Origin of the sequence: Streptococcus sp. 27098_8_51 (genome assembly GCF_041432205.1) — a bacterium.
Lineage (GTDB): Bacteria > Bacillota > Bacilli > Lactobacillales > Streptococcaceae > Streptococcus.
In genome coordinates this window covers 35,101-50,847 of sequence record NZ_JAPVZE010000010.1, presented here as the reverse complement: position 1 = coordinate 50,847, position 15,747 = coordinate 35,101, and the positions used below count along the sequence as shown (strand labels likewise).

At 41.0% G+C, this 15,747-nt stretch carries 15 protein-coding genes; 4 read left to right on the top strand and 11 right to left on the bottom strand.

Going from position 1 to position 15,747, the window contains the following annotated elements; all coding sequences use genetic code 11:
- Window positions 1-30: 30 nt before the first annotated feature.
- A complete protein-coding gene (gene argR / locus O3622_RS07170) occupies window positions 31-477 on the bottom strand; it encodes an arginine repressor (RefSeq protein WP_001231483.1) in 447 nt (148 codons plus the stop codon).
- Between the two features lie 154 nt (window positions 478-631).
- Between argR and argS the strand changes: the two genes are divergently transcribed.
- From argS to O3622_RS07155, 3 genes are all read left to right on the top strand, one after another.
- Window positions 632-2,323 carry an arginine--tRNA ligase gene (argS, locus tag O3622_RS07165; protein WP_049519236.1) on the top strand — a complete coding sequence of 564 codons (1,692 nt, stop codon included), beginning with the start codon at window positions 632-634 and terminating at the stop codon, window positions 2,321-2,323.
- A 334-nt stretch (window positions 2,324-2,657) separates the two neighbouring features.
- Window positions 2,658-2,903: a hypothetical protein gene (locus O3622_RS07160; RefSeq protein WP_000084866.1), complete on the top strand. Its 246-nt coding sequence runs from the start codon at window positions 2,658-2,660 to the stop codon at window positions 2,901-2,903.
- A gap of 197 nt (window positions 2,904-3,100) precedes the next feature.
- The gene (locus tag O3622_RS07155; RefSeq protein WP_000084703.1) at window positions 3,101-4,363 is read left to right on the top strand and encodes an NRAMP family divalent metal transporter; all 1,263 of its coding nucleotides are present in this window, start codon (window positions 3,101-3,103) and stop codon (window positions 4,361-4,363) included.
- An 80-nt stretch (window positions 4,364-4,443) separates the two neighbouring features.
- On the opposite strand, the gene nrdI is transcribed toward O3622_RS07155, so the two are convergent.
- From nrdI to O3622_RS07130, 5 genes are all read right to left on the bottom strand, one after another.
- Window positions 4,444-4,914, bottom strand: coding sequence for a class Ib ribonucleoside-diphosphate reductase assembly flavoprotein NrdI (gene nrdI / locus O3622_RS07150; protein ID WP_000724244.1), 471 nt, complete (start codon window positions 4,912-4,914; stop codon window positions 4,444-4,446).
- Window positions 4,915-4,990: 76 nt separating this feature from the next.
- The gene (locus tag O3622_RS07145; RefSeq protein ID WP_000740038.1) at window positions 4,991-5,524 is read right to left on the bottom strand and encodes a hypothetical protein; all 534 of its coding nucleotides are present in this window, start codon (window positions 5,522-5,524) and stop codon (window positions 4,991-4,993) included.
- 58 nt (window positions 5,525-5,582) lie between these two features.
- On the bottom strand, window positions 5,583-6,869 hold the full coding sequence (locus O3622_RS07140; protein WP_000278905.1) for a response regulator transcription factor: 1,287 nt from the start codon (window positions 6,867-6,869) through the stop codon (window positions 5,583-5,585).
- Between the two features lie 11 nt (window positions 6,870-6,880).
- Window positions 6,881-8,551, bottom strand: coding sequence for a sensor histidine kinase (locus O3622_RS07135; RefSeq protein ID WP_000800572.1), 1,671 nt, complete (start codon window positions 8,549-8,551; stop codon window positions 6,881-6,883).
- Window positions 8,529-9,143: a YesL family protein gene (locus O3622_RS07130; protein ID WP_049489446.1), complete on the bottom strand. Its 615-nt coding sequence runs from the start codon at window positions 9,141-9,143 to the stop codon at window positions 8,529-8,531. The genes O3622_RS07135 and O3622_RS07130 overlap by 23 nt, the downstream gene beginning before the upstream one ends.
- 133 nt (window positions 9,144-9,276) lie before the next feature.
- On the opposite strand from O3622_RS07130, the gene O3622_RS07125 reads away from it, so the two are divergent.
- Window positions 9,277-9,846: an MptD family putative ECF transporter S component gene (locus O3622_RS07125; protein WP_000739510.1), complete on the top strand. Its 570-nt coding sequence runs from the start codon at window positions 9,277-9,279 to the stop codon at window positions 9,844-9,846.
- Between the two features lie 174 nt (window positions 9,847-10,020).
- Here the strand turns inward: O3622_RS07125 and dltD are convergent, their stop codons facing one another.
- From dltD to O3622_RS07100, 5 genes are all read right to left on the bottom strand, one after another.
- Window positions 10,021-11,193 carry a D-alanyl-lipoteichoic acid biosynthesis protein DltD gene (gene dltD, locus O3622_RS07120; RefSeq protein WP_000593512.1) on the bottom strand — a complete coding sequence of 391 codons (1,173 nt, stop codon included), beginning with the start codon at window positions 11,191-11,193 and terminating at the stop codon, window positions 10,021-10,023.
- A 47-nt stretch (window positions 11,194-11,240) separates the two neighbouring features.
- Entirely contained in the window at window positions 11,241-12,395 is a 1,155-nt protein-coding gene (gene dltB, locus O3622_RS07115; protein ID WP_001105737.1) for a D-alanyl-lipoteichoic acid biosynthesis protein DltB, read from the bottom strand.
- A gap of 158 nt (window positions 12,396-12,553) precedes the next feature.
- Entirely contained in the window at window positions 12,554-13,246 is a 693-nt protein-coding gene (locus O3622_RS07110) for a methionine ABC transporter permease (protein WP_000137509.1), read from the bottom strand.
- Between the two features lies 1 nt (window position 13,247).
- Complete coding sequence (locus tag O3622_RS07105; protein ID WP_000085691.1) at window positions 13,248-14,309, bottom strand: methionine ABC transporter ATP-binding protein; 1,062 nt, start codon at window positions 14,307-14,309, stop codon at window positions 13,248-13,250.
- Entirely contained in the window at window positions 14,302-15,675 is a 1,374-nt protein-coding gene (locus O3622_RS07100; protein ID WP_000231793.1) for a M20/M25/M40 family metallo-hydrolase, read from the bottom strand. The genes O3622_RS07105 and O3622_RS07100 overlap by 8 nt, the downstream gene beginning before the upstream one ends.
- Between the last annotated feature and the right edge of the window lie 72 nt (window positions 15,676-15,747).

The window sequence follows — 15,747 nt, the reverse complement described above, 5'->3', positions numbered from 1 at the left end:
AAATAAGTCTTGAGAGCAACTCCCAAGACCTTATTTATCTTTCATCAAATCTAGCAAACGATCTTCCATCAGCTTGGCAACGTGCTGGTCTCGACAAATAACCAATAAGGTATTAGCACCAGCAACCGTTCCTAAAATCCATTCATCCTTGTTTGCATCTACAATGTTTGCTAAGACTGCAGCTTCCCCAAGTTTGGTATGAAGTACCAAGGTGAACTCTGCTCTTGCAACACCTTCTAAGTGATGAGACAAAAACTCAACTAAATCAATCTTATCTGTCTCATTTGCTAGTACATAATACACCATATCATTTTTCTTAACCTTGGTCAAGCCGATTTCACGCAAATCACGCGACAAAGTCGTTTGTGTCACATAAACATTACGAGCTTCTAAACGATCTTGAATCTCTTTTTGTGTCCCAAGTTTTTCTTCGGTGATCATCTTTTTAATCAATTGATGCCGTTCTCTTTTTCTCATATTATCCTCTTAAGTGAATATTTATAACAAGTTTTACATTTATTTTATAACTACATTATACCAAAAAAACTAGATAATTCAAAAAAATTCTTTTCTTTCTCAAAAAATGTAGTAAATTGTGTTAAAATAGTAAAAAAGCCCAAAAGGAGCCCTTATGAATACAAAAGAATTGATTGCTAGCGAGTTGGCTAGCGTCGTTGATAGCCTGGACCAAGAGGCTATTTTAAATTTACTGGAAACACCTAAAAACTCAGAAATGGGAGACATCGCCTTCCCTGCCTTTTCTCTAGCAAAAGTCGAGCGTAAAGCTCCTCAAATGATTGCAACAGATATTGCTGAAAAAATCAATAGTCAAGCCTTTGAAAAGGTTGTTGCTACAGGACCTTACGTCAACTTTTTCCTTGATAAATCTGCTATTTCGGCTCAGGTATTACAGGATGTTATCACTGAAAAAGAGCACTATGCCGACCAAACCATTGGCAAGAAAGAAAATATCGTTATCGACATGTCTAGTCCCAATATCGCAAAACCATTCTCTATTGGTCACTTGCGCTCAACGGTTATCGGAGATAGCTTGTCACATATTTTCCAAAAAATCGGCTATCAAACGGTCAAGGTCAACCATTTGGGAGACTGGGGCAAACAGTTTGGAATGCTGATCGTTGCCTACAAGAAATGGGGAAATGAGGAAGCCGTTAAAGCGCATCCAATCGATGAACTTCTTAAACTCTACGTTCGCATCAATGCTGAAGCTGAAAAAGACCCTAGCTTGGATGAAGAAGCACGCGAATGGTTCCGCAAACTGGAAAATGGAGACGAGGAAGCCTTAGCTCTCTGGCAATGGTTCCGTGATGAAAGTTTAGTGGAATTCAACCGCCTTTACAATGAATTACAAGTCGAATTTGACAGCTACAACGGAGAAGCCTTCTACAACGATAAGATGGATGCTGTTGTAGACATTCTCGCTGAAAAAGGACTTCTTGTTGAGTCAGAAGGGGCTCAAGTTGTCAATCTTGAGAAATATGGAATTGAACATCCAGCCCTTATCAAAAAATCTGATGGTGCAACTCTCTATATCACACGAGACTTGGCTGCAGCCCTTTACCGTAAAAAGGAATACCAATTTGCAAAATCCATCTATGTTGTTGGTCAAGAGCAATCTGCCCACTTCAAACAACTCAAGGCAGTACTACAAGAGATGGGCTACGATTGGAGCCAAGACATTGTCCATGTTCCGTTTGGATTGGTAACAAAAGAAGGGAAAAAACTCTCTACCCGTAAAGGAAATGTCATCTTGCTAGAACCGACTATCGCTGAGGCTGTTAGTCGTGCCAAGGCCCAAATCGAGGCGAAAAATCCTGAGTTAGAAAATAAAGACCAGGCTGCCCACGCTGTTGGAGTTGGGGCTATCAAGTTCTATGATCTTAAGACCGACCGTACAAATGGATATGACTTCGACCTTGAAGCTATGGTATCCTTTGAAGGGGAAACTGGACCTTACGTTCAATACGCCTACGCTCGTATCCAATCTATCTTGCGCAAAGCCGATTTCAAGCCAGATACAGTTGGCAACTACAGCCTGAATGATGCTGAAAGCTGGGAAATCATAAAACTACTCCAAGACTTTCCACGTATTATCAATCGTGCAGCAGATAACTTTGAACCTTCTATCATTGCGAAATTTGCGATTAGTCTGGCTCAAGCCTTTAACAAATATTATGCACATACACGTATCCTAGATGAAAGTCCTGAGCGCGACAGTCGTCTAGCACTCAGCTACGCAACCGCAGTGGTCCTCAAAGAAGCCCTTCGTTTGCTCGGAGTAGAAGCGCCAGAGAAGATGTAAATCGCCAAAGTTACTTGATTGCAAAGCAATCTAAGTAACTAACGCCAAATCCTATTCGGACTTTGGCTAGGCGCTTCACTAGTAAAGAAACATAAATATTGTCGATTTATGTTTCTTTACGTCGTAACCAGTACGAGTTGCCCAAACGCTTTACTAATTCACCAGACCAAATAATATCGATTTGGTTAGGCTCATGTCGTAATCTTTTAAATTACTTGAAAGCAATCTGAAAGATTGAGGCAAAATAACATTTATATTGTGTTCGGCATTGTAGCATTTCAATGAAACAATTTATTCACTTTTACTATTTCTTTATCACACTGGGAGATTCCTTATGAGCCAATATGCTTATATCCTCGTTGTACTTAGCTTGGTTTTCCTTTTTCTGCTCAATAAGTACGAGAAGGAAAGACTTCAAAGACTCTACCAAGAGCAACTTTTGAAGGACGAGACATTTAGGTCTGACATCAAAGAGAAAATTCACACGACTGAAAATATCAATGATGTCATTGCACATATCAATAAAACTTACCGTCTGGGAATGTTGCTCTCAAAAGACGTCACAGATCAATTGAAATAATCAAAATCCGAGAAGCTTTCTTCTCGGATTTTTTAGGCTTACCATATTCTCCTTGGAGAAATTTCATTAATGCATGTAAAGTTTTCTGTAATTTTCTATATTTTTTCAAAATGGTCTTGCATTTCCTTTAAGATTTTTGTAGAATAGTAGCTATCTATTCAGATTATTCTGAAAATTCAAAAATAGGAGTGTTTATTATGTCACAAGTTACGTTATCAAACCAGTCAACCTGGGCAAGCAAACTAAAGGCAATGGGGCCAGGAATCCTAATGGCTTCTGCTGCCGTTGGAGGTTCTCACATTGTATCCTCTACTCAAGCTGGTGGTTCTTATGGGTGGTCACTACTCCTCTTGGTTATCTTGGCCAATGTTTTTAAATATCCATTTTTCCGTTTTGGTGCCGAATATACTGCCGACACTGGTAAAACCTTGGTAGAAGGCTATGCTGAAAAAGGAAAAATCTATCTCTGGATTTTCTTTGTCCTCAATGTCTTCTCTGCTATGGTTAATACAGCTGGAGTCGCTATCCTTTGCTCAGCCATCATCGCTAGCGCCTTCCCAATGATTGGACTTAGCATCACTCAGTGGTCCCTTATCCTTGTTGCAGTCATTTGGGCCATGCTACTCTTTGGTGGCTACAAACTATTAGATGGTATGGCAAAATGGATCATGTCTGCTTTGACCATTGCAACTGTTCTTGCAGTTATCATTGCAGCAATTAAACATCCAGAATACAGCTCTGATTTTGTCGAAAAGACACCTTGGCAAATGGCGGCACTCCCTTTTATCGTTTCCCTCTTAGGATGGATGCCTGCCCCTATTGAAATTTCAGCCGTCAATTCACTCTGGTCTGCTGAAAAGAAAAAGACCGTCAACTTTAATACAGCGGACGCCCTTTTCGACTTTAACGTTGGTTACATTGGAACTGCTATCCTAGCTGTATTCTTCGTGGCACTAGGAGCACTGATTCAGTATCCTACAGGACAAGCAGTTGAAGCAGCTTCAGCCAAGTACATTTCTCAATTTGTGGGTATGTATGCCTCTGTTCTTGGAGAATGGTCCCGTTATTTGATCACCTTTATCGCCTTTCTCTGTATCTTTGGAACGGTCATCACCGTTATCGATGGCTACTCTCGTGTCAATCAGGAATCGCTGCGACTCTTGATTCGTCAAAAAGAGGATTCTCGCAAATCTTTGAACATCTGGATGACCATTACCGCTATCATTGGTATCGTAATTATTAAATTCTTTGCTGGTCAAGTTTCCACCATGCTTCGCTTTGCCATGATCGGTTCTTTCCTGACAACACCATTCTTCGCTCTTTTGAACTATGTATTGGTGACACGTGAGAATAAAAATCTTCCTTCTTGGCTAAAACTCCTCGCTATCGCAGGATTGATTTTCCTCTTTGGCTTCGCTATCTTCTTTATCTATGCACTTGCCATCGGAAAAGCAGGATAGTTTATAAAATGGCACCCTGACAGGGTGCTTTTTGCATACTCAAAAGCAGTTGAAAATCTCAACTGCCCCTCAGTACTACTTTATTTTTCTGTCTCTAACTCATACAAGTCTGCAATGATTGCTGCGACTTTTTTAATATCTCCCAGCATGCCTCTCATTTCAAAATCTGCTAGAACGGGGAAACCAAAACGCTGGCTGTACTGCTTGGCTGTTAGGCAGTATTGATTGTTAAAATTGCGATTACCAGATCCCACTACCCCAAAACACTTACTAGCATTGTCTCCATAAGCGATAAAGTCGCCCACTGGAGTCGTTAGAATCTCAACATCGCCGTTATCGACACCATTTCCACCTTCCAGATAGGTCGGCAAGAAAGCGACATAGGGATGTTCCATTTCAAAGAATTCTTGGCCTTCCTTGACCAAATCCTTGATATGGATTTTTTGGACCTCAATTCCCTCATACTGAGACAAGAGATAGTCCTTGAGTCGGGTTACAAAACTCTCTGTATTCCCACTCAGACTGATATACACTAGGGATATTTTTTTCATGTTGACCTCGATTTTTTGTTTACGATTTAAAAAGAACTAACAAGATTGTAACTTGATAGTCCTTTTTTGTCAATACTTAGGCAACTTCTTCTGCTTCGACTTCTTCGGCCAAATCTTTTTGTTGGCGCCACATCTTGTAAAAGACTAAGGCTAAAAAGAGAACATTGATAATGATGAACAAAATATTCGTTCCTTGTGCAAATGCTCCCATTCCTAGGCCGAGGGTAGAATCTTTGATTAATTGAACCGCATCTTGAACATTCATATAGCTATAAACCAAACCAACAATCGCTAGTAGAACATAGCCAATATAAGCATAGTTTGCGAATTGCACATTTTTACGTACTAGAAATACAAAGGCTACTACAACTAAAATTGCAGATAAAACAATCAACAACGTATTAAAAATAGAGTGCGATGACGCTGTTACTTGGTAAGTATAGTTGACTGTGTCTTCTAATTGCTGAGCAGTAAGCGTCCCGCTATTCGCCAGGCTAGCACGAAGCACATCTTTACTTGGCAATGGACTCAAGATTCCAAATAATGACATAGATGAAATGAGGGCTGATAAGACTAACAAAACCCAAAGATAAATAGGATTCTTTTTCATGTTTTCCTCCAAAAGATATTTTGAACATTATAGCATTTTTTGTACAGGAATACAACTTTTACAAGCTAGTTTCAACTTGTTTCCGATAAGCTTTCGGTGATTTTCCGCACAATTTACGGAAAACCTTATAGAAATATCCAACATTACTATAGCCAACTGCATAGCAAATATCTTCGATGCTATCACTGGTCGACAGTAAGAGTTGCTGCGCTGCCTTAATTCTCTGTTTATTGAGCAATTCCGCAAAGGTTGAGTTGGTTTCCCTCTTGATCAGCTGACCGAGATAGACAGGATTGATAAAGAGATCCTTGCTAATATCCTTAAGTGAGAGCTCTTTCTGATAATCACGCCCAATCACCTCCAGAACGCTCACCACATTTTCATTCATGCGATACTGGCCAAAGAACTTGGTCAAGGTTTCTTTGATATAGGCAACCAATTCTTCAAAGGTGTTAATGGCATGGATAGCTTTGACAATCTCGGTCATATCATCTGCTTTTAGGTGTTCAAACAAATGAAAGACATCCATGACAAACTGGGTAAAGAGCTGCTTCGTGATAGCCACGCGCGGGGTATTCTCCAAGACGACCTTCTCTAGCAAGGTTAATTCTTCGATGATTTGATTGATATTCCCTTGGATAATCACCCGATAAATCGGCTCATAATAAGCAAACAAACTCTCGGATTTTTCTAGATTGACTGAACCGTAGAAAAGGGCTTTTTCAGCGTTGATCTTCCAATTCTCAAAGGACTGCTGGTAGGGTGCTTCAAATGGTGTCACGACGATGCCATCTAGTGGCTGATCAGAGATGAAAATCTGCCAATCTTGCCCCAAAACATAGTAAGGAATGGTGAAAGAGCCCTGCTTTTCCTTGGATAGACCAATCCACCAGCTGTCTTTACCTGACAGGTAGTTCGTAAATCCTGTCTCATCCAATTCTTGACTGAGGGTCTGACTTTGCTCCACCTTTTCCTGAAGTTGCTGCGCAATTTTTTCTAATAAATTGCCCAACTCCACCTTGTCTACTGGCTTGACCAGATAATCCACGACACTAAGGTTCATGGCTTTTTTAACGTACTCAAACTCCTGATAACCAGACAGCAAGATATAATAGGTATCTGGAAGTAGCTCTTTCATTTCCCTAATCATCTCAAGTCCGGTCTTATCTGGCATGTTGACATCGGAAATGACCACATCTACTGGATTTTTCTTAATATAGTCCAAAGCATCATCTGCGTGATTAGCTGTTGCGACGACTTGCATATCCCATTTTTCAAAGGGGATTAATCGCTTGAGCCCCTCTGTCACCATGTACTCATCGTCTACTAATAAAACTTTATACATTTCTACCCTTTCTATTCATCCTGGATAGTGATATGGTAACGAACACCTTCTTGCTCAGCTGACTCTACACTGATTTGGTAGCGATCCCCAAAGTAGAGAACAAAGCGTTCGTGTACATTTACTATTCCAATTGATTGCCGCTCCCCACTATAGCTTGCCTCGTGTTCAAAACTTCGTTGAGCTAATTTTTCTTGCAAGCTAGCTAGTTTCTCAGCGGGCATTCCTCGACCATTGTCTTCCACTAGGATTTCAACGAAGCCTTGGCCCTTCAAGGCTTTGATACTGATGACATTATCCGTTCTGCGATGGTCAACACCATGGGCAAAGTAGTTTTCTACCAATGGTTGGAGTGTAAATTTTGGAATCCTCATTTCTTCCAATTCTGGTGCAATCTTGAAACCATAGGCAATGGATTTAGGATAACGCACCATGCAGAGATAGCTATATTTTCGGCAAAATTCCAACTCCTGCTTCAAGGTCGTTTCCCGCTCGTCAGAGATATTGTTGCGTAACAAGCTACTAAATTCATAGATAATATCTGCCAGTTCATCCTGACTTTGCATGACGGCATACATCCGTAAAAACTCCAGAGTATTGTACATAAAGTGAGGATTGATTTGAGCCTGCAGGGCTCGCATATTGGCATCTTTTTGACTGAGCTCTAGCTGATAGATATCATGGATATTTTTTTCCAGGCGGTCCAACATATCATTGGTTGTTTCTGCAATGAGAAGCAACTCTTGGTCTTTTTCAGAGGTATCGATTCGAAGGCCTTCTTCTCCTTGAGCAATCACCTCGATCGAATCTACTAGGTCTACGACCTGCTTTTGGTAATTTGAGAAAGTCTGTCTAAGGGTCACGTACAAAATGATGATAAAGAGAATACTTAGCCCAATAGTGACAGCTGAACTCGTCAAAGTTCCTGTAAGAACAAAATTTTTAGGAACAGCAACTCGAACCTGATAACCATGAGAGGTGACACCCACAAACCAGTTTTCTCGCTCGGCTGAGACCTTCTCCCCAATATGGAACATCTCAGTCTCAAAAGGCGAAGTTACTGTTACAGCCATTGGGATATGACCCCGAGTATTGTCAATAGCTCCATGTAAAACATCTGGGGATAGAGAGATATAGATCACTCCTAAATCCTTGTCAGACACAGGATCAGAAACAGGAATAGCAAAACTATTGGCTGTTGGCTTAAAATCCTCCGCAGGAACTTTCTCTCCACTGCGTTTTTCTCTAGTCGAAACATAGACTTCCTTGTAGTCCTGAAGAACAATAGCCACTCCAGTCACAAAATCATTCCGAACATAGAGGTCATCAATATTTTCATACAGGGAAACCGAGATATAAGGCGAAGTTTTACGCTCTAATTGCCAATAGAAATAGTCTGGTGTGCTGAGACTGAAATACTTGTAAATCCCTTCGATGCGGGCCTGATTTTCAACCAAAGACTGAGCAAGTTGGGTTGACTCTCTGTGATAGTATTCCACTTCACTCACTGTCCGAGTGGTCACACGTTCTGCAACCCGTTGGGCCTCTTTCTCACGCGAGTCCCAGTCAGCATACGATAGCATAATCGCAAAACTGGCAATGACCACGATCATAACCAAACTATAAATCCGTAAAAGAGAGTGAAGCCAAAACTGCTTCATTCTATTTTGTCGCCAATTTTTCATGGATACTTTCATAAATAGGTTCCAACATATCACTGATAAAGAAATGCCACATTCCAATTCCTACAAAAAAGAGCAAGGCAGGCATATAATAACCAACTCCTACAAGGAGAGTCGTCCCGAGTAAAACCTTGGCAATCGCAGGTAAGCTCATAAAAATCCCGATAAGGGACAGTTTCAAGGTATTTTGGTAGGATAAATCAAAGTACACCTGAAGTTTCAAGGAAACAGTGTAGGCTAGAAAGACAAGAGCAACTACAAGGACGTTGAGAAAGGTCGCCAAAAGGTGGAAAATCGTCTGGTGGGGCAATTGAACTAGAAGATACAAACCATAAACTAGGACAAGATCCACAAACACAAAACTATAGAAAGCCAAATTACTCTTGACAAAATTACTCTTATACAATTCCCAAGCTTCTTTCAAATGGTAGGCTCGATAGGTATAACCATGCTCCGCATACAAACTCATAAGGGTGGCACTTGCTGGTGCTAAACCAAATACCACTCCTCCTGCTAGTGTTAATAGCCAGAAATAAGCCGTCGCCATCATTCCCAAAAAGATACGATTAAAGACGAATTCTAAAAATTTTCCCATGCTACTCTCCTTAAACTAACGATGTAACTATTATATCATATTTCAAGCGTTTTCAAAAATATAGAACTCCCATTTACAATCCTCAAAAAGCGTGATACAATTGGTTTTGTTAATTCGCATCAAGGAGATTCTCATGAAGAAAAATATCTTAACCACCCTCTTGGCCGCCGTCCTCTACTTTCTCTGTGTAGGGATTGGAGTCTTCCTAGGACACCTGGTCGACCAAACAGGCAATATGTTCTACGCACCTGCCTTTTCTGCCCTTGTCGGTGGCAGTGTCTACATGCTTCTTTTGACGAAGGTCCCTCGTTTTGGCGCTATCACCACTCTGGGACTTTTTATGGCACTTTTCTTCCTAGCTAGCAAGCATGGCGCTGGTGCCTTTCTCCCAGGACTCGCCTGTGGTCTTGCAGCAGATGCCATCGCTCGTCTCGGCAACTACAGAGACCGAATCAAAAACACCCTCTCCTTCCTCGTCTTTGCTTTTAGCACAAGTGGTCCTATCTTTCTCATGTGGATCCGTCCCAAAGCTTACGTGGCCACTTTACTTGCGCGTGGGAAATCCCAAGAATACATTGACCGTATCATGGTCGCTCCAGAGTTGGACAAAATCCTTCTCTTTGTTTCAAGCATCCTCCTAGGTGCCTTGATTGGGGCTGTGGTTGGGCAATTTCTAAGTCAAAAAATAGCTGATAAACTATAAGGTAAAAGCCCTGAAGACTAGCAATGCCTAGCTCCAGGGCCTTTTTGTATACAATCTTAAAATTCACTATAGATAAATTCTTGAATATTCGAAAAATCGGTCACAAAACAGTAGATCACGATGCTCAAGATGACCGTATAGAAAAATAGTGTCCACAAGATTAAACGATGTGTGTTAGTTAGCTTGGTTTGCAAATTTGTAAAGTTCTTTTTCAACTTCCATCCATCCTTTCACTCCAACGTGCATCACGTCAAATAAAAAGTAATCATCATACTCTCTGTTTCCATAGTTTAATACGGTTGCACCATGGCTTTTTGCGACATCTTCTATTTTTTTATAAGTTTTTTCTCGCATCTCTCTTGAGACACCAGTGTAGTCATTCCATTTCCCGTTTACTGGGAAAATAATAACCTCAACTTCAATGCCCAATTCTTTAGCAACTGTCAAGAAGAGTTCCATATCTGAATATTCTGGTGACTCTAGGTAGCTCAAATCTTTATTGGAATCTTTCAGCGATGCATAGCGATCTTTTAAGTAAGTATTGTAGTAGTTATTATCAACAGCATAGTCATTATTGTCTGTTTTCTTTTTGACCTCTTCCACAAACTGATCCGTCATCTTTTCCCAATCATAGTCTGGGGTTTTGTCTCCTAGTGAAGGATAATCTGATTTAGCATGTTTTTGATAAAAAGTCTGTTTAAGCTTAAAGGAATACATCGCGTTATCTAACTCTAATAGTTTTTTATCAACAATAGTTCCTTTTCCATCTATGAAATAACTTTTGTATTTTTTGTAGATGTCATTTTGTTGCTTATTTCCTTTGGTAATCTCGATAATGCGATTGATTATTTTTTCTTTCGTTTCTTTACTAATCTTATCATTATCTAGCATGTGAAAAATATGTTCCTGAGAAGCCTTGTTCAAAAAGGCATCTTGATGGGTCCCATCTTTTTCAAACCACTGAACCGACTCTACTATAGCTACTTTTCGCTTACTCATTGATCCTTCAATAGAGCCCAAGGTCGTAGCCTGAATGATGTTTTGAGAATAACTGGTCCCAATCTGCATGATATTAAAATCGTTGTAGTTAAAAATTTTATTTGGATGATAGTCTTCATTTATCGTTGCGACCAACTCTGAGGAACCCATTAGAACCAGTGTATTGGGGGTGATATTGCTTGTTAGAATATCTCTACTTTTATACTTTTCATACGAGGTGCTATAACGAATACTGTTATCCTTGACTTTATAATAATCATCAATCTTCTTGACATACGTCACATTTAAAAGGGCAAGCGTCGCAATTACGAGCACAAGCGATAGTAAAAATGCTTTTAATTTAATCATCTCGTTTTATCCTATCCCTTCGATCTAGCCTATTTCTTTTCAATCTCTTATCTCTTTAAAATCGTCAGTAAGATTTTATAGGGTTCACCTGAAAAGATAAAGAAACCAATCATAACCAAATTCATGGTCACAAACCAACTTAGTAGCTTATACCAGTTTTTGTTTTTATTTTTCTTATAAAAATTGCTTTTCTTTTGATACACTTCAAATCCAGCCATCAAGACACCATGGTAAAAACCATAGACAATGTAGCTAACACTGAGACCATGCCAAAAACCCATGACCAACATATTGATCATATAGGCATAGGTTGCATTGTGTAGTCTATTTTTAAACCATTTTTTCCTGATAACCTGCATCAATACTCTTGAAAATACAAAATCTCTCAACCAGGTCGACAAGGTGATATGCCATCTAGTCCAAAAATCCTTGATATCGACACTCAAGAAAGGTTTGTTAAAGTTCATCGGTGTCTGAATACCTAGAATATTACTACTTCCAACGGCCATTAGACTATAGCCTGCAAAGTCAAAGAACAGATACAAGGTATAGAGGTACATATACTTGATTGAGTAAACGACTGTGCCAGTATTATTTAGAGCGAGTAACATCTGATAAACATAGGTTGATAAAACAATCTTGTAAAGGAGTCCTAGAACGATACGATACACACCGTCCCCTGCTAATTCTAGATACTCTTTTCGGGGCATGACCTCGTTTATCTCTTTTAAAAATCTCCTACTCCGATCAATTGGACCAGCACTAACTGTTGGGAAAAAGAGCAAAAACTGTAGATAATCTTTTACACTGATTTTTTCTTTGATTAAGCCATCCGATATCTCTAGCATGATCTGAATGGTCTTAAAGGACATGTAAGAAATTCCAATAAAGGCCAACAAATGCAGAGAAGTCAGAGCAAAGACTTTATTGATCACCAAAGGAAGGATGGAAAGGAAAACCAGTGGTTTCAGCCACTTTGCCTCTATCCGCTGTGCTAGAAAAACCAGAAAATACTGGTAAACGATAAAGGCGAGCAAATAGACAATCATCGCTCGACTCTTACCATAGATAGCTCCTGCAAATAAGAGGGAGAGGGCCAAAATATAGTAGTCCTTACGTTTTTCAAAAAAGTTTACCACAAAACCAATCAGTAAAACTACAAACAAGAGAAGGAAAAACTCATTCCCCTCGAAATAATTCATACCAGCCAAACTCCTTTACATTATCATCCCTTCTACAGCAAAGTTTCTGACTTGCTAATTGGGGACCTTTGTTTATTATAGCATATTTCTAAAAAGAAGCTTTATCCTTCTTGCATTTCGGTTAGAAAACAAAAAGGAGTCCCGTTGAACTCCTTCCATTATTTATGACTTAATTTCTTGGTCAAGAAATCTCCCAAGAACTGGATTGTAAAGATAATCAAGATGATAATAATGGTCGCCAAGATAGTCACATCGTGATTGTAACGATTAAATCCATAGGCAATGGCTACGTTACCAATACCACCAGCTCCAACCGCACCGGCCATAGCTGTTTCCCCAACAAGGGAAATCAAGGTCACAGTCGTCACACGAATCAAATCTGGAAGACCTTCTGATAGGTAAACACCCACGATGTCCCAGAAGGTCGCTCCGCTCGCTTGAGCCGCCTCAATGACACCACTATCTAACTCAGCCAAGACAACCTGCACCTGACGGGCAAAGAAGGCAAAGACCGCAAAAGAAAGTGGGACAAGGGCTGCATTTGGCCCGATACTTGTTTTGACAATCAAGTGAGACAGTGGCGACATGATTGCCAAGAGGATGATAAATGGTACCGCACGGAAAATAGAGGTAATCTTGTCTAAAATCCAGAAGATAACCTTATTTTCCAAGACACCGCCTGGCGCTGTCAAGACGAGGAAGAGACCTGCCACCAGCCCCAAGAACCCTCCGATGATGAAGGAAAGAACTGTCATATAAAGAGTTAGGTAGATGGCTGTTCCCCAGCCTGCCTGACCAGCCCAGCCCATCTTATAGACATTTGGTAGATAAGTTTGAATCAACTCTGTCATTTTACTGTCCTCCCTTCAATACTTTTAACTGGACGCCAGCCTGACGGATGGCATCTTGGGCACCTGCTAGTGCTGCTTTTTCACCTGACAAGACCACCACCAATTCTCCGACAGGAGTGCCATCGAGAATTTCGATATTTCCATAGAGGATATTGGCCGTTACTTGGTAATGTTTGTACAATTCATTCAAAAGTGGTTCATCTGTCGAAGCCCCTGCATACTTGAGCTGCACTAAGATACTGTTCTCAGATAAATGTTCTACGATTTCTTGCTTCTCAATCTTGACCATGGCTTCATCAATACCTGTAGCTGTTGAGATAAAGTCCTGTGTCAAAGGTTGTTTAGGGTCTGAGAAGATTTCAAGGACACTGCCTTCTTCAATCAAACGGCCATCCTGCATGACCGCCACACGGTTGGCAATGTCTTTGACAATCTGCATTTCATGCGTAATCAAGACAACCGTCAAACCTAATTTCTGGTTCAAATCTTGCAACAAGGCCAAAATCTGCTTAGTTGTCTTAGGGTCGAGGGCAGACGTTGACTCGTCTGAAATCAAAATTTTCGGATCATTTGCCAAGGCACGCGCAATGGCTACACGCTGTTTTTGCCCTCCTGATAGTTGTGAAGGGTAGTTTTCAGCACGATCCGCCAAGCCAACCAAGTCCAACAACTTAGCTACTTTTGCTTTCTTTTCTTCCTTGCTGAGTCCAGAATGTTTGAGGGCAAAGGCCACATTTTCCTCTGCTGTCTTTTGACTCATTAGGTTGAAATGCTGGAAAATCATCCCGATATCTTGACGTTTGCGACGCAACTGCTCTGCCGTCAAGGTTACCTTGCCATCAAAAATGACGTCGTTATCAATGGTAATTTTCCCAGCAGATGGTTTTTGCAAGAGGTTAATCACCCGTACAAGGGTTGATTTCCCTGCTCCAGAATATCCAACGATTCCGTAGATATCCCCTTCTTGGATGTGAATAGTCACATCCTTGACCGCTGTGATGGTTCTTTTCTTTTGGTGAAAAGTCACATCGATCTGATCTAACTTGATAATATCTCTACTCATAGCTTCTAATCAGCTCCTCTACTAATTCAATATGGGTGTAGTAATCGGCGATTCGCACATTTTCATCTCCACCGTGATCTCGGCTATTGGCATTTCCTAGACCGAAGGCCACCATTGGTACCTCTAGGGCATCAAAGACCGTATGCATAGGTCCTGTTCCCGCTGTGGTCGGCAAGACTGATACGCCTTGTGGATAGAATTTCTTGGCCAACTCGATTACGTTGAGAATGGCTGGCGCGCTCATATCGCTTCGATAGCTCATCTCTCCCAAGGTATAGTATAATTCTACCTTATCAAAGCCATTTTTGTCTAGCTGTTTCCGAATTTTTTCCAGAACATCATGCGGTTCTAGGCCAGGAACCAAACGAACTTCTAGCTTAGCACTGGCTTCTGCTGGCAAAATCGTTTTAACCCCTTGCCCTTGATAACCTGACTGAATCCCTTCGATATTAAGGGCTGGCTCGAAAAAGAAACGTTTTAGGAAGGCTACACGTTCCTCTTGTAAGAGAGGCAATTCCAAGCCATAAATGCGACTGATTTCCTCAGGATTGCGTTGGGCGTAGGTATCCACCAAGGCTAGTTCTCGTTCATTTGGCTCTTGAACATCCTCGTACAAGCCTTCTACTAAGATACGCCCATCTGCTGCACGTAGGCTACTTAAAGCCTGGATAAGATACCATGGAGCTGATTCCACGACACCACCATAACTCGAGTGGATATCCACATCCGCACTTTTTACCTTGGCATCAAAGGTCACAATGCCCTTGTTTCCGCCAGAGATTTCCAGCTGTTCCAAGGCGTTCTTGGTCCCTTGTTCCCAGACTAGTAAATCCGCCCCACGAAGTTTGTCTGCATGTTTCTCTAAATACTTGTCTAAATCCATAGAAGCAGACTCCTCTGCCCCTTCCATGATAAAGCTGATATTGACTGGCAGATCATCGTGGTGCTGCATATACTTTCTCAGAGCACTCAAACGAGCCGTGATATGGCCCTTGTCGTCGTCAACACCACGCCCATACATAAATCCATTGCGGACCGAAAGCGTAAAGGGATTCTCTGTCCACACCTGATCTCCGTCCGCTGGTACAGTGTCATAGTGGTTATAGAAGATCAAAGTCTTAGCATCTGGACGCGAACTCTTGAAATGCGCCATGACAAAGGGAGCCGTATAGCTCTCATCAATCTCCACTTCAGCCCCTACACGCTTGAAAATCTCACCCAGATAGTTTGCGACCTCCTTGAGTCCAACCTGCTGGGCAAAGACTGATTTCTTGGAAATCAAGGTACGCAAAACTTCAAAATAATGCTGGGCCACATGATCCTTCTCAAATTTTTCAATCTGCTCTTGTTCGCTAGGAAAAACCATTTTCTCTCTCTTTCTACTACGTACTTGTGTCCTCAGAACGACCACAAGTGCCTCTTTAAAATCAACTCTCTA